11 protein-coding genes are annotated in these 14165 nt (G+C 63.8%); 6 read left to right on the top strand and 5 right to left on the bottom strand.

What is annotated here, in order from left to right:
• Positions 1–8 precede the first annotated feature (8 nt).
• Entirely contained in the window at positions 9–2279 is a 2271-nt protein-coding gene (gene glgP, locus U5709_RS07170) for a glycogen/starch/alpha-glucan family phosphorylase (protein WP_321970879.1), read from the top strand.
• Between the two features lie 209 nt (positions 2280–2488).
• On the opposite strand, the gene U5709_RS07165 is transcribed toward glgP, so the two are convergent.
• The 5 genes from U5709_RS07165 to U5709_RS07145 all read right to left on the bottom strand — a co-directional run bounded on the left by U5709_RS07165 (position 2489) and on the right by U5709_RS07145 (position 7939).
• Positions 2489–3685 carry an ABC transporter ATP-binding protein gene (locus U5709_RS07165; protein WP_321970878.1) on the bottom strand — a complete coding sequence of 399 codons (1197 nt, stop codon included), beginning with the start codon at positions 3683–3685 and terminating at the stop codon, positions 2489–2491.
• Positions 3686–3754: 69 nt separating this feature from the next.
• Positions 3755–4594, bottom strand: coding sequence for a carbohydrate ABC transporter permease (locus U5709_RS07160; protein ID WP_321970877.1), 840 nt, complete (start codon positions 4592–4594; stop codon positions 3755–3757).
• Positions 4594–5448: a sugar ABC transporter permease gene (locus tag U5709_RS07155; RefSeq protein ID WP_321970876.1), complete on the bottom strand. Its 855-nt coding sequence runs from the start codon at positions 5446–5448 to the stop codon at positions 4594–4596. Before U5709_RS07155 ends, U5709_RS07160 begins: the two co-directional genes overlap by 1 nt.
• Positions 5449–5544: 96 nt before the next feature.
• Positions 5545–6858 carry an ABC transporter substrate-binding protein gene (locus tag U5709_RS07150; protein ID WP_321970875.1) on the bottom strand — a complete coding sequence of 438 codons (1314 nt, stop codon included), beginning with the start codon at positions 6856–6858 and terminating at the stop codon, positions 5545–5547.
• A gap of 361 nt (positions 6859–7219) precedes the next feature.
• Positions 7220–7939 carry a GntR family transcriptional regulator gene (locus tag U5709_RS07145; protein ID WP_321970874.1) on the bottom strand — a complete coding sequence of 240 codons (720 nt, stop codon included), beginning with the start codon at positions 7937–7939 and terminating at the stop codon, positions 7220–7222.
• A gap of 254 nt (positions 7940–8193) precedes the next feature.
• Here U5709_RS07145 and U5709_RS07140 point away from each other — a divergent pair, with 254 nt between their 5' ends.
• The 5 genes from U5709_RS07140 (at position 8194) to U5709_RS07120 (ending at position 14125) form a co-directional block, all read left to right on the top strand.
• Positions 8194–9750 (top strand): PTS transporter subunit EIIC, encoded by a 1557-nt coding sequence (locus tag U5709_RS07140; RefSeq protein WP_321973094.1) that lies wholly within the window; start codon positions 8194–8196, stop codon positions 9748–9750.
• Positions 9751–9795: 45 nt separating this feature from the next.
• Complete coding sequence (locus U5709_RS07135; RefSeq protein ID WP_321970872.1) at positions 9796–10632, top strand: HAD hydrolase family protein; 837 nt, start codon at positions 9796–9798, stop codon at positions 10630–10632.
• A 340-nt stretch (positions 10633–10972) separates the two neighbouring features.
• Positions 10973–12031, top strand: a complete 1059-nt coding sequence (gene galE, locus U5709_RS07130; protein ID WP_321970871.1) for a UDP-glucose 4-epimerase GalE — start codon at positions 10973–10975, stop codon at positions 12029–12031.
• Between the two features lie 12 nt (positions 12032–12043).
• On the top strand, positions 12044–13150 hold the full coding sequence (locus tag U5709_RS07125; protein WP_321973093.1) for a polyprenyl synthetase family protein: 1107 nt from the start codon (positions 12044–12046) through the stop codon (positions 13148–13150).
• Between the two features lie 48 nt (positions 13151–13198).
• A complete protein-coding gene (locus tag U5709_RS07120) occupies positions 13199–14125 on the top strand; it encodes a peptidoglycan-binding domain-containing protein (RefSeq protein ID WP_321970869.1) in 927 nt (308 codons plus the stop codon).
• The last annotated feature ends 40 nt before the right edge of the window (positions 14126–14165 follow it).

The raw sequence follows: 14165 nt of genomic DNA, 5'->3' as shown, positions 1-14165 counted from the left end.
GAGAATCAATGACCTGCAACGTCGACCTCAATGGCATCAGCGAGAATAAACTCGGCGTCACGCTCGCCGAGGCCTCCGACCAGCAGATTTATGGCCTGCTTATGGACGAGGTCCGCGAGCGCTGCGCCGCGGCGCCCCTCAACGACGGCAAGCGCAAGCTGTACTACATTTCCGCCGAGTTCCTCATCGGCAAGCTCCTCTCGAACAACCTCATCGACCTCGGGCTCTTTGACGAGGTGCGCGCCCAGCTCGCCGAGGCCGGCCACGACCTCGGCGCCATCGAGGAGCTCGAGGCCGAGCCCTCCCTCGGCAACGGCGGCCTGGGCCGTCTTGCCGCGTGCTTCCTGGACTCCATCGCGACCCTTGGCCTTCCGGGCGACGGCGTGGGCCTCAATTACCACTACGGCCTGTTCCACCAGGGCTTTATTGACAACCAGCAGGCGGCCCTCCCCGACGAGTGGCTGGCCGAGCAAGGCTGGCTCGTCCCCGAGGAGCGCACCTACACGGTCGAGTTCGGCGACTTCAGCGTGACCTCCAAGCTCTACGACATCGACGTGCCCGGCTACGGCCAGCCCGGCAAGAACCGCCTGCGCCTCTTTGACCTGCAGGGCGTCGACGACGAGATCGTCCCGTCGGACTCCATCGACTTCGACAAACTCGCCCTCAAGAAGAACCTCACGCTGTTCCTCTACCCGGACGACTCCGACGAGGACGGCCGCATGCTGCGCATCTACCAGCAGTACTTCATGGTGAGCAACGCCGCCCAGCTCATCATCGACGAGGCGCTCGAGCGCGGCAGCAACCTGCGCGACCTCGACGAGTACGCCGTCGTGCAGATCAACGACACGCACCCCACCATGGTCATTCCCGAGCTCATCCGCCTGCTCACCGAGAAGCACGGCATCGAGTTCGACGAGGCCGTCGGCATCGTCTCGCGCATGGCCGCCTACACCAACCACACCATCCTCGCCGAGGCCCTGGAGAAGTGGCCGCTCAAGAGCCTGCAGAAGGTGGCGCCGCGCATGGCCGACGTCATCGTGCGCCTCGACAAGCTGGCCCGCGCCGCCCACGACGACCCGCGCGTCGCCATCATCGACGAGAACGACGTCGTGCACATGGCCCGCATCGATATCCACTTCGGCTACAGCATCAACGGCGTGGCCGCGCTGCACACCGAGATCCTCAAGAACACCGAGCTGCGCCCCTTCTACGACATCTACCCCGAGAAGTTCTCGAACAAGACGAACGGCATCACCTTCCGCCGCTGGCTCATGGGCTGCAACCCCGAGCTCGCCGCGCTTCTCGACGACGCCATCGGCACCGACTGGCGCCGCACGGGTGACCTCACGCCGCTCGCCGCGCTCGTCGACGACGCGGACACGCTCTCGCGCTTCGGCGAGGTCAAGGCCGCGGCAAAGACCCGCATGCGCAGCTTCCTTACGCGCACGCAGGGCGCAAAGATCCCCGAGGACGCCATCATTGACGTTCAGGTCAAGCGCATTCACGAGTACAAGCGCCAACAGATGAACGCCCTCTACATCATCTGGAAGTACCTCGACATCAAGAACGGCAACATCCCCGCCCACCCGCTGACCATCGTCTTCGGCGGCAAGGCCGCGCCTGCCTACGTGATTGCGCAGGACGTCATCCACCTCGTGCTCACGCTGTCCCAGTGGATTGCTAACGACCCCGACGTAGCCCCCTACCTGCAGGTCGTTATGATCGAGAACTACAACGTGAGCGCCGCCGAGCACGTGATTCCCGCAGCTGACATCTCCGAGCAGATCAGCCTCGCCTCCAAGGAGGCCTCCGGCACCTCGAACATGAAGTTCATGCTCAACGGCGCGCTCACGCTCTGCACGCTCGACGGCGCGAACGTCGAGATCGCCGAACTCGTGGGCGACGAGAACATCTACACCTTCGGCGCCTCTTCGCAGCAGGTCGAGAAGCTCTATGCCGACGGCACCTACGACGCCGCGGCCTTGTATCGCCGTCCGGGCACGAAGCTGCTGGTCGACTTCATGACGAGCCCCGCGTTTATGGCTACGGGCAACGCCGAGCGCCTCCAGCGCCTGCACGACGACATCGCCGGCAAGGACTGGTTCATGGCGCTGCTCGACCTCGAGGAATACATCCAGAAGAAGGAAGAGGTCCTGCGCGACTACGAGGACCGCGAGGCCTGGGGCAAGAAGGCCCTGGTCAACATCGCGCAGGCCGGCGCTTTCTCGTCCGACCGCACAATCGCGCAGTACAACGGCGAGATCTGGCACCTCAAGTAGCTCTTGGCAAGAATCCCCCTTCCCTCCCCCGGCGCGCCCCTTCGGCGCCGGGGTTTCTTTGTGGGCGACGAGCCTGCGGCAGTGGACAAAGGGACTGCCCCTTTCCACTCGAGACGACGAGGCCCCCGGTCCGCAAGGGGAACCGGGGGCCTTCGGGCCACGGAAAGGGGAAGAATGGACCGCGGCCAAGAAAGGAAGAACGCGCGAGGCTAGCTCAAAGCGACGCCCGTCTCGCGGTCGAAGATGTGGACCGCCTCGGGCTCAAACTTAAAGTGAACCTCGTCGCCGGTCGCAAGGGTGCCGCCCTCGCTCTCGAGGTCGCCCGCAGGGAGCACGAGGACAAACGAGGCATCGGGCGTGGAAACATGGACGTGCACAGTGGAGCCCATCAGCTCGGTGACCTCGATTCGGCCGGTCAGGGCACCGAGGTCGTCGGCGGAGCAGAGCTGAATCTGCTCGGGGCGCACGCCCACCGTCACCTCAACGCGCGAAGCGGGGTCGATGGTCTCGTCGAGCCTCCTGCACACGCTGGGCGAGAGCGGAATATCGAAGTGGGCGGTCTCGGCGTGGAACTCGTTATCGAAGCGCGCGAGCGTGGCATCGAAGAAGTTCATCTGCGGCATGCCGATGAAGCCGGCGACGAAGATGTTCGCGGGGTGGTTGAAGACCTCCTGCGGAGTGCCGATCTGCTGCACGACGCCGTCCTTCATGATGACGATGCGGTCGCCCAGAGTCATGGCCTCGGTCTGGTCGTGCGTGACGTAGATGAAGGTGCCGTTGATCTCATGGCGCAGCTTGATGAGCTCGGCGCGCATTTGGTTGCGCAGCTTCGCGTCCAAGTTCGACAGCGGTTCGTCCATAAGGAAGACCTTCGGGTCGCGCACGATGGCGCGGCCGATGGCGACGCGCTGGCGCTGGCCGCCGGAGAGGGCCTTGGGCTTGCGGTCCAGATACTGCGTGATGCCGAGCGTCTCGGCGGCGGCGCGGACCTTGCGGTCGATCTCGTCCTTGGGAACCTTCTTGAGCTTAAGCGTGAACGCCATGTTCTCGTAGACGGACATGTTCGGGTACAGGGCGTAGCTCTGGAAAACCATCGCGATGTCGCGGTCCTTGGGGGCGACGTCGTTCATGCGCACGCCGTCGATGGTGAGGTCGCCGGAGGTAATCTCCTCAAGGCCGGCGATCATGCGCAGCGTGGTGGACTTGCCGCAGCCGGACGGGCCGACGAACACAACGAACTCCTGGTCATGGACGGTAAGGTTGAAGTCCTGGACCGCGAGCACGCCCTCTTCGGTGACCTGCAGGTTGGTCTTGCGCTCCTTGACCTTCTTCTTTCCAAAGAGGCCCTTCTTCTTGGTCTCGTTGGGATAGACCTTCTTTATGTGCGAGAGAACGATCTCTGCCATGGTGATGCCTTTCTTCGTGTGCCGGCGACGGCAACGCCGCCGGCTCGCAAGTTCGTAGTGAGTGGGGCCTTAGCCCTTGACCGCGCCGGAGACGACGCCGTCGATGATGTGCTTCTGGCAAGCCAGGTAGACGATGACAATCGGGATGATGACCATCATGATGCAGGCCATCATGGGGCCGAGCTCAACGTGGCCGTAGCCGCCGCGGAAGTACTGGATGAGAATCGGAATCGTCTTGTACTGGGTGGAATCCAGGGTGAGGTACGGCAGCAGATAGTCGTTCCAAACCCACATGGTCTCGAGAATGCCGACCGAGATGTAGGTCGGCTTCATGATGGGAAGCACCACGCGGAAGAACGTCTGCACGGGGTTGCAACCGTCGATCATGGCCGCTTCCTCGATCTCGAGCGGGATGCTCTTGACGAAGCCCGTGAACATAAACACCGCAAGGCCGGCGCCGAATCCCAGGTAGATGAAGCAGATGTTGAACGGCGTGTTGAACCCCAGGGTGTCGGCGAGGTTCGAGAGCGTGAACATGAGCATCTGGAACGGCACGACCATGGAGAACACGAAGAGGTAGTACAGGACCTTGGAGAGCTTGTTGTTGACGCGGACGATGTACCAGGCGCACATGGAGCAGCACACGAGGATGAGCACGACCGACGTCACGGTAATAAGCAGCGAGTAGCCGAACGCCTGCGCGAAGCCCTGCTTGGTGAGGGCGCTCAGGTAGTTGGCGAATCCCGCGAAGGTGTCGTTCGACACGAGGTCGAAGGCGGTGGTGGTGCTGATCGCCGACTCCTGCTTAAAGGAGTTCAGGGCGATCATGAACATCGGGTAGATCCACGCGAGCGAGAGCACCGTGAAGAAGATCGACAGCACGCGGTTGATGACCTTGTCCTTCTGCATTACTGCTCGACCTCCTTAGACTGCGTGGCGCGCAGCTGCACCAGCGCGATGACGACGACCAGGATGCAGAAGATGACGGCCTTGGCCTGGCCGATGCCCATCCACTTGATGCCGGAGCGGGTGTAGAACGTGTTGTAGATGTTCAGGGCCAGCATCTCGGTCGAGTGCGCGGGCTCGCCGCCGGTGAGCGCGAGGTTCTGGTCGAAGAGCTTGAAGCCGTTTGTCAGCGTGAGGAACAGGCAGATGGTGATGGTCGGCATGAGGTTGGGGATCTTAACCTTCCAGAACGTCTGCCACGCCGTGGCGCCGTCGACCTTGGCCGCCTCGATGTAGTCGCTCGGAATGGACTGCAGGCCGGCGACGTAGATGATCATCATGTAGCCGATCTGCTGCCACAGGGTAAGGACGATGAGGCCCCAGAAGCCGGCGTTCGAGTCGAGCGCCAGGAGCTGCTGGCCGGCATTGGCCAGAAGGCAGTTGATGAGGATCTGCCAGATGTAGCCGAGGATGATGCCGCCGATGAGGTTCGGCATGAAGAAGACCGTGCGGAAGATGTTCGTGCCGCGAAGGCCCTTGCGGGTAAGCGCCTGGGCGATGGCGAGCGCGATCACGTTGATGAGCACGACCGAGACGATGGTAAAGGCCACGGTAAAGAAGAACGACGACGTGAACTGGGTGTCGGCGATAGCGTCGACGTAGTTGCGGATGCCCACGAACTTCGCGTTGCCCACCGTGATGAATTCACAGAACGAGAGATAGAGGCCCTGCGCGAACGGGATTACGAAGCCGAGGAGAAACGACAGCGCGGTCGGCAGCACAAAGAGCGGCCACCAGCGCTTGATCTCTTTGACCATGAAACACTCCTTTCCTTGCGAAGAACAAAAAGGAGCGGACGGCCGAGGCCGACCGCTCCTTTTTGCTTGGGGGGGGACTAAATCAGGCTTGGACGCTTACTTGGACGCGGCCTTCTCGGTGGCCCAGCCCTCGACGAAGGCGGTCTTCACGTCGTCCCACGAACCGCCGGCAGCGTAAGCGACGAGGGCACTCGAGAGGTTCTTCTTCCACTCCTCGGACGGAATGTGAACGAAGTCCCAGCTCACGGCCTCGTAGCCCTTCTCGACGTACTCCTTGGCGATCTTTGCCAGGGGGTTGGAGATCTCCTTGGCGGACTTGAACGGCATGGTCAGGCCCATGTTCTCGGCGATGGCCGTGGTGGCCTCATCGTCGGTGACGACCCAGTAGAGGAACTCGAGCGTGGCGGCCTGGTCGTCGGCGGAAGCCTGGGAGTTGACGCACCAGTAGTTCTCGCCGCCGGAGCACATGCCCTGCTTGTCCTCGCCCGTGGCGCCGATGTAGATGGGAATCATGCCGATCTTGTCGTCACCGAGCGCCGCGATGTCCTTGTAGGCCCAGGTGCCGTTCTGGTAGAAGACGGCCTTGCCGTTGAGGAACTCGTTGACGGCGTCGTCGCCGGTCTTGGAAGCGACCTGGGAGGCATCGCAGGTGGAGTCAGTGAGGTAGAGGTCGAAGATCTGCTTGTACTCAGGCAGGTAGGTGCCCTTGATGGCGTCGGTGTCCTCCTCGTTCTCGTCCTTGAACTCGTAGTGGATCGGGAGGTTGGCGAGGTGAGTGGTGAAGCGCCAGTTGGAGCTGGAGTCCATGCCGGCGGAGGTGAAGGCGCCCTCGACGCCGAGCTCGGCCTTGCGGGCCTGGATGTCGTCGGCGACCTTCTTGAGGGAGGCGAAGTCCTTGATGTCGTCGCCGGAATAGCCCGCCTTGGTCAGCAGCTCCTTGTTGTAGATGATGCCGTAATCCTCCTCGACGTAGTCGATGGCGCAGACCTTGCCGTCGGCCTCGAGCTTGAGCGCGTCGTTGGAGAGCTCGCCCAGGATCTTGGTGCCGGTGAGATCCATGCAGTAATCCTTCCAGTTGGCAAGGCCGGTCGGGCCGTTGACCTGGAAGAGGGTCGGAGCGGAGGACTTGGAGATCTCGGACTGCAGCTTCTGCTCGTAGGTGTCGGAGGCGGCCGTCACGACCTTGACCTCGACGCCGGTCTTCTCGGTGTACTTCTTTGCGAGGGACTGCCACTCCTCGTCGACCTCAGGCTTGAAGTTGAGGAAGTAGACGGAGCCCTTCGTGGCGTCGCCGCTGCCGGAATCGCTGCTGGAGCTGCTGCTCGAGGAGCCGCAGCCGGCGAGGCCGAGGCCCGCAAGCGCGATGCCGGAAAGCGACAGGAACTGGCGGCGATCCATGTTTGCCTTCATTATTTTCTTCTCCCTTTCGTTTGAGGCGCCCCTTGCGCCTTATCTTCGGAGTACACCGTACGTCCGATCTCCAGCTTGTTCAAACATGTTGCTGCCAATGGTCTGGTATTTCTCGGCGAGCGGTAGGCTGCCGCAGACGACGAGAAGTACGGCGTCGGCGCAGAATTTGCTAATTGCGCAGGTCGGCTCTAGTATTTGGAGAGAAACTCGCCGTTGGCACGCAAGGAGGTCGGGTTAGCCGCCAAACCCTTTGGGGAAGCCGAAATTCGGTGTTATTTAGACATGTATCGCGAATGCGGGGCGGCAAGCTCCGGGCGAATGCGAACACGGCCAAGACGCAGGCGAGGTTGCCGGGTCGCGCCTAGCGCTTGGAGGTCATGCGGTAGCAGAAGATCTCGGGATGGATCCTCGTGTGGGTGTACTCGAACATGATGCCCTCTGAGTTGAACGATTGGCCCTCCATCACGGCCACGCAGCCATAGGGGCCGAGGTCCAGATAGGCGCAGTCCTCATCGCCTGCGAGCTGCACGGTAACGGTGCGGCGGCTCGTGAGGACCTTCATGCCGAGCGTGCCCTCGAAGTAGCGGTAGATCGAGTCCTCCGCGATCTCGGGCGTAAGGCCGTGCGCCTCGGACTCCAAAAAGTAGCCGTGGTCGATCTGGCGGGGCTTGCCGTCCAGGCTGCGCACGCGAATGAGGCGTATGAGCTTATCGCCCACCGAGAAGCCAGAACGGGCAGCAAGTGACTCCGAGCAGGTGATATGTTCAAATACCTTACACTCGGTCGACGGCGTCATGCCGTTGCGGGCCGCGTACTCGGCGAAGGACTCGACGCCCTCAAGGCTGCCCTCGACACCATGAGTCGACTTTTGCCAAATAACGCGCACGCCCTTGCCGTGAATAGGCTGAACGTAGGCAACGTCGGTGAGCATGGACAAGGCGCGCCGAACCGTGTTGCGCGAGCACCCGAATTCCTCGGTCAGCTCGCTTTCGGGCGGAAGAAAGGACTGATAGGCGTAAGCGCCCTGCTCGATGCGGCGCCGAAGCTCGCGATAAATCCCCTCGAAGCGCGCCTTGGGCATAACCGCACTCTCTTTCCTGGGTAGAACTTGGCCGAAAATGACCGTGAGCCGCGCTCCTGTGCGCGGCGTTTCTTGAGGAGATGAGTATAGCGCGCCCCTGCGCGGGAAGGGCTCACCGAGGGCCGCTTAGCGGCAAATTAGGTTCGTCTATCGTTTGTTCGGCGTGTTGTTTAAACAAAGCTCTCTTCCGTTCGTTACCTTTTTTGGCAGGGAAGAAATTCCGGGTTGCCCGGATTTGGGGGAAGAGCTCATCAATGTTGCAGAAGATTCAGCGGTTCGGCGGGGCCATGTTCACGCCCGTCATGTTGTTCGCATTCGCCGGAACGGTCGTCGGTCTCGGCACGCTCTTTACCACCAGCGCGGTCATGGGGGACCTCGCCGCGCCCGATAGTCTGTGGTACCAAGCGTGGAACGTCGTTTTGCAAGGCGGATGGACCGTGTTCAACCAGCTGCCGCTGCTGTTCGCGGTGTCGCTGCCCATCGGTCTCGCAAAGAAGGAGCCGGCCCGCTGCTGCATGGAATCGCTCGTCTCTTACCTGACCTTCAATTACTTTGTGAGCCAGATCATGCAGACCTGGGGCGCGCAGCTCGGCGTGGATTTCTCGGCCGAAGTCGGCAACGCTTCCGGCCTCGCGATGGTCGCGGGCATAAAGACGCTGGATATGGGCATGGTCGGCGCGCTGCTCATCTCCGGGCTGGTCATCACGATCCACAACCAGCTCTTTAACTTTGAGCTGCCCGAATGCCTCGGCGTGTTCTCGGGCTCCACCTTTGTGTATCTGGTCTGCTTTTTTGTCATGCTCCCCGTCGCCGTGGCGGCCGCCTTTGTTTGGCCTCCCGTCCAGCAGGTGATCCTTGGTTTGCAGGGCGCCATCACCGGCCTCGGCGTAGGCGGCACAGGGCTGTTCGTCTTCCTCGAGCGCACGCTCATCCCCTTCGGCCTGCACCACATCCTGTACGCGCCCTTCTATTACGACAGCGTCGTGGTCTCGGGCGGCATTTACGCCGCTTGGGCCAACATGCTGCCGAGCCTCGCCGCGACGACCGAGCCCCTCACACAGCTCGCCCCCTGGGCTTCTCTTACCGCGACCGGCTGGTCGAAGATCTTCGGCATTCCGGGAATCGCCTGCGCCTTCTACGTCACGGCAAAGCCCGCCAAGCGCAAGCAGCTGATCGCCCTTCTGCTCCCCATCACGCTCACGTCCGTGTTCTGCGGCGTCACGGAGCCTATCGAGTTCACGTTCCTCTTTGTCGCGCCCGTGCTCTTTGTAGCGCATGCGCTGCTCTCTGCGCTGCTCTCGATGTGCATGAACCTGGTGGGTGCCGTCGGCGTGTTCTCGGGCGGCCTCATCGAGATGTCGTCGTTCAACTTCTTGCCCCTCGGGCCCAGCCACTGGCAGACCTACCTGGCCGCCCTCGGGGTCGGGCTGTGCTTTGGCCTGGTGTACTTCGTCGTCATGCGCTGGCTTATCCTGCGATTCGACCTGAAGACCCCCGGCCGAGAGCCGGACGAGGAGGCGGTTCGCTTCGAGAGCAAGGCGGAATTCCGCGACGCTCAGGCCAAGAACCGCCTCGCAAGGAGAATCGTTGAGCTCGTCGGTGGGCGCGAGAACATCGTGGGCGTGACGAATTGCGTCACACGCCTGAGGATCGAGGTCCGCGATGCCTCGCTTGTAGCCGTAAACGACGACTTCGTGGCGGCCGGGGCGCGCGGCGTCATGCTGAGCGGCAAAGTGGCGCAGGTAATCATCGGCACGGGCGTCGTCGGGATCAAGGAATGCTTCGACGAGGCCGCGGGGCTCGCCGAATAAGGCAACGCGGTGGCGCGGCCGCCGCGCGGAAAGGGGCTCTGGGCAATGCGACCCGACGCACAGACAACGGCTGCGAAGACGGCGACGGTCTTCTTTGACATCGACGGGACGCTCGGTTGGGTCGACCCGACCTGCGAGGAAGGGCGACCGCGCTGGGAACAGGGGCTCTCGCCGGCGCCCAACGATGCCGTCGTCGACGCGGTGCGCAGGCTCGTGCGCCGCGGCCACCGCGCCTTCGTGTGCACGGGGCGGCCACCCGGGGCCATTCATCCGCTCATTACCGCCATGCCGTTCTCTGGCTTTATTACGCTGGCGGGCGCTTATGTGACGCTTGGCTCGCGCATCCTTCGAAACGAGCCGATTGACCCCGAGCTGCTGCGCGCCGTCGACGACGTGCTCGCGCGGCGGGGCGAGGGCGCACGACTCGAGGGCCTGCGCGTCGTGACGGAGCTGCGCGGAGGCACTCAAGGGGATTCGGCCAATTCAGCGCCCGACATCAACGAGGCCCTGAGGCGCCAGCCCGACGGCCGCGTATACAAAGTGATCCTGCCCACGGCGGCTGCCGACGAGATCATGGCCGAGCCTCGGCTCGCGGAATCACTGAGCGCGCACGCACTGGAGCTCGGCAACAGCGAGATCGGCCTCGCGTCGAACACCAAGCGCGCGGGGCTTCTTGCCATAGCAAAGGTGCTCAGGGATGGCATGGGGCCCACCTACGGCTTCGGAGACGCCGAGAACGACCTGCCGATTCTTGATGAGATGACGGTAGCTGTGGCCATGGGAAACGCCGTCGACGCCGTGAGGGAGCGTGCCGATTACGTGACGAGCGACGTCGCCCACGACGGAGTGGTCGCGGGGCTCGAACATTTCGGGCTCATCTAGGCGCACGGCGCGGTTATCTTAGGCTCAAAGAGGGTCTGCAAGCGCACAAACCGAAGTTATGCACGATTTAACTCGAATGGGCCGAGTAGCCGAAATATCGGCACCTTATCTACCTGCGCAAACGCAAGCGCCTCTGGCCCGGCTACTCACCCGGTCCGGATTAAATCGTGCATAACCTCGGCTTCTATTTCTCGGCAGCCAAAAAAGCCACGCTTTTGCCCCAGCGAGCCCAAAATCCACGCTGAACGTGCTCGCCGGACCCTACGCGCGGGCAGCGCGCGCTCGACGTATACTGAAGAAAAGTGTGCGTCTCGTCACTCAACCGAACGAAGGGATTCGCATGAGCGAGAAAAATAACCCCAAAGACACCTGCGTGCTCGTCACCGGCGGCGCCGGCTTCATCGGCAGCCATACCGTGGTCGAGCTGCTCCAGAACGGCTACCAGGTCGTCATCGTCGACGACCTCTCCAACGCCTCCGAGAAGGTGCTCGACCGCATCGACACCATCGTGGGCGACGAGGCCGCCGAGCGCCTCACGTTCTACCGCGCCGACGTGAACGACCGCGAGGCCCTGGAGTGCATCTTCGACGAGAACGACATCGACCGCGTGATCCACTTCGCCGGCTACAAGGCCGTCGGCGAGTCCGTCTCCAAGCCGGTCGAGTACTATAGCAACAACATCGGCAACACGCTGACCCTCGTCGACGTCATGCGCGAGCACGGCTGCAAGTCCATCATCTTCTCGAGCTCGGCCACCGTCTACGGCGACCCCGACTCCCTGCCGCTCACCGAGGCCAGCCCCAAGAAGCCGGCCACCAACCCCTACGGCTGGACCAAGTGGATGATCGAGCAGATCCTCACCGACCTTACCGTGGCCGACCCCGAGTGGAACGTCGTGCTGCTCCGCTACTTCAACCCCATCGGCGCTCACCCCACGGGCCTCATGGGCGAGGACCCCAAGGGCATCCCCAACAACCTGCTGCCCTACGTCGCGCAGACTGCCATCGGCAGGCGCTCTGAGGTCCACGTCTTCGGCGACGACTACGACACGCCCGACGGCACGGGCGTGCGCGACTACATCCACGTCTGCGACCTGGCCGCCGGCCACGCCGCCGCGCTTGCCTGGATGAATGGCCGCGAAGGCGTCGAGGTCTTTAACCTGGGCACCGGCAAGGGCACCTCGGTCCTCGAGATCATCACCGCCTTCGGCCGCGCCTGCGGCAAGGACGTCCCCTACGTCATCGACCCGCGCCGCCCCGGCGACGTGACCGCCAACTACGCCGACTGCTCCAAGGCCAAGGAACTCATGGGCTGGGAGGCCAAGTTCAATATTGACGACATGTGCCGCGATTCCTGGAACTGGCAGTCGCACAACCCCAACGGCTACGCCGAAGATTAGGGGTCAGCAAGAATGACCGCCGCCGATAACGCAGAGAAGAACGTGGCCGCGCCCGCGGCCGACGCCGCCGCCGTGGCCGCGCCCGGGGCGCGCTTCGCCGCCTACCTGGGCCGCGTTCGCCCGCAGATCGAGGCCTACCTGGCCCGCACGGCGCCCGCCTGCGAACCCGGCACCGCCGACGCCACCCGCGCCGACCTGGACCGTTACCTCTACGCACCCTTCGCGCGCTTCTCTGCGTCCGGCGGAAAGCGCACCCGCCCGGCCCTGTGCCTTCTGGGCTGTGAGGCCGTAGGCAGCGACCCGGCGCTCGCCATGAGCGCCGCCGCCGCCATCGAGAACTTCCAGTCGGCGGCCCTTATCCACGACGACATCGCCGACAAGTCGGAGCTGCGCCGCGGCGAGCCGTGCACCTACATCACCGAGGGCGCGGGCGTCGCCATCAACATCGGCGACCTCGGCCTCGCCGTCGTACTCGGCGGTGTCCTTCGCGACGAGGCCCTGCCCACCGCCACCCGCCTCGCCGTCATGGAGCGCCTTTTCCAAATGGAGGAGCGCACCATCGAGGGCCAGGCCCTTGACCTGGGCTGGGTTCGCGACGGCCACTGGGACGTGAGCGTCGACGACTACCTGTACATGGCCTCCCACAAGACGGCCTACTACTCCGCGGCCATCCCCCTGGCCACGGGCGCCATCGTGGGCGGCGGCACCGACGAGCAAATCCGTGCGCTGGACGCCTTCGGCATGGCGGCCGGCCTCGCCTTCCAGCTGCAAGACGACCTTCTCAACCTGGTCGGCGACGCGGCAGCGCAGGGCAAGGACTTCCGCAGCGACATCACCGAGGGCAAGCGCACGATGCTCGTCGTCTGGGCGCTCGAGCACCTCGGCGCCGGCGAGAAGGACGAGCTCGTGGGCATCCTGCAGTCCGGCGAGACCGACCCCGACCGCCTCGCGCGCGCCGTCGAGCTTATCGACGCCGCCGGGGCCATCGACCACGTCCGCGCCTACGCACGCGACCTCGTGGCCGAGGCAAAACGGCATCTACGCGGCGTTGGGCTTGCTGAAGAGGCTCGTGAGACCCTCGTTTCTATGGCAGACTTCTTCGTGGAGCGCACGAGCTAGGCCGCAAGCCGAAGCCCCGCGCACACGCATTACATAGGAGAGATTTTGATGGAACCCATTCAGGAAGGCGCGACAGGCGCCGCGGTCGAGGACATCCAGGAGCGCCTGGCCTCCCTCGGTTATCGCATCGACGAGTACGAGCACGACGGCAAGAAGTTCGGCCGCTCCACCGCCACCGCCGTGGCCCGTTTTCGCCTCGACCACGAACTGAGCCTCAGCGAGGCCGTCGACGCGGCCACCTGGTCCGCCCTTGTCGACGAGTGCTACCAGCTGGGCGATCGCACACTCTACCTGCGCCTTCCCAACTTCCACGGCAACGACGTGCGTCAGTTGCAGGAGCGCCTGAACGTCCTCGGCTTCTCGTGCGGCGAGCCCGACGGCTGCTTCGGCGTCTACACCGAGGCCGCGGTCAAGCTCTTCCAGGAGTCGGTCGGTGCACTGGCCGACGGCATGGCGTTCCAGGACACCTTTGACGCCATCGACCGCCTCAAGCACGTCTGGGACGGCAAGCCCGCGGCGGGCCCGCACCCCGCCGGCACCATGGGCTTCGCGCGCGCCGCGAACGTGCTCGACGGCATCGGCCTGGCCATCATGGCCGACGACCCCATCTCGCGCAACGTGGCCGGCCGCGTCCTCAACTTGGCCCAGGCCACAAGCGATAGCTGCGGTATCGAGGTCGTTAGCAGCGCCGACGAGGCTGACGAGAACGCGCGCGCGCTCATCACGCTCTCGGCCACCCCGCACGATCCGCACGCCACGCCCACCGTGGGCAGCATCGCCCTTGACGATGTCGACACGCTGCCGACCCGCCTTCGCACCGCGTTGCAGGGCTCGCGCAAGAGCCCGAAGGCCACGCGCATCGAGCTGCCCGTGGGCACCGACCCCAACGGCAGCTTCACCATAGGCGACGCGCAGACCTACGCCGTGCTTCTCCTCGACGCCATCTGCGCCGCCTTCGACGGCCTGGAGCTGTAAAGCGTCGCGACCTGCAAAGGGGACAGTCCCTTTTGCAGGT

The organism is Paratractidigestivibacter sp., assembly GCF_963660155.1.
Classification (GTDB): Bacteria; Actinomycetota; Coriobacteriia; order Coriobacteriales; family Atopobiaceae; genus Paratractidigestivibacter.
The sequence above is the reverse complement of the archived record's forward strand: the minus strand, read 5'-3'. Positions and strand labels throughout refer to the sequence as shown.

What these genes read in the sequence shown, in the direction of transcription:
- glgP (WP_321970879.1), top strand. Translation starts at nt 9, where the DNA reads ATGACCTGCAACGTCGACCTCAATGGCATCAGCGAGAATAAACTCGGC.
- U5709_RS07165 (WP_321970878.1), bottom strand. Translation starts at nt 3,685, where the DNA reads ATGGCAGAGATCGTTCTCTCGCACATAAAGAAGGTCTATCCCAACGAG.
- U5709_RS07160 (WP_321970877.1), bottom strand. Translation starts at nt 4,594, where the DNA reads ATGCAGAAGGACAAGGTCATCAACCGCGTGCTGTCGATCTTCTTCACG.
- U5709_RS07155 (WP_321970876.1), bottom strand. Translation starts at nt 5,448, where the DNA reads ATGGTCAAAGAGATCAAGCGCTGGTGGCCGCTCTTTGTGCTGCCGACC.
- U5709_RS07150 (WP_321970875.1), bottom strand. Translation starts at nt 6,858, where the DNA reads ATGAAGGCAAACATGGATCGCCGCCAGTTCCTGTCGCTTTCCGGCATC.
- U5709_RS07145 (WP_321970874.1), bottom strand. Translation starts at nt 7,939, where the DNA reads ATGCCCAAGGCGCGCTTCGAGGGGATTTATCGCGAGCTTCGGCGCCGC.
- U5709_RS07140 (WP_321973094.1), top strand. Translation starts at nt 8,194, where the DNA reads ATGTTGCAGAAGATTCAGCGGTTCGGCGGGGCCATGTTCACGCCCGTC.
- U5709_RS07135 (WP_321970872.1), top strand. Translation starts at nt 9,796, where the DNA reads ATGCGACCCGACGCACAGACAACGGCTGCGAAGACGGCGACGGTCTTC.
- galE (WP_321970871.1), top strand. Translation starts at nt 10,973, where the DNA reads ATGAGCGAGAAAAATAACCCCAAAGACACCTGCGTGCTCGTCACCGGC.
- U5709_RS07125 (WP_321973093.1), top strand. Translation starts at nt 12,044, where the DNA reads ATGACCGCCGCCGATAACGCAGAGAAGAACGTGGCCGCGCCCGCGGCC.
- U5709_RS07120 (WP_321970869.1), top strand. Translation starts at nt 13,199, where the DNA reads ATGGAACCCATTCAGGAAGGCGCGACAGGCGCCGCGGTCGAGGACATC.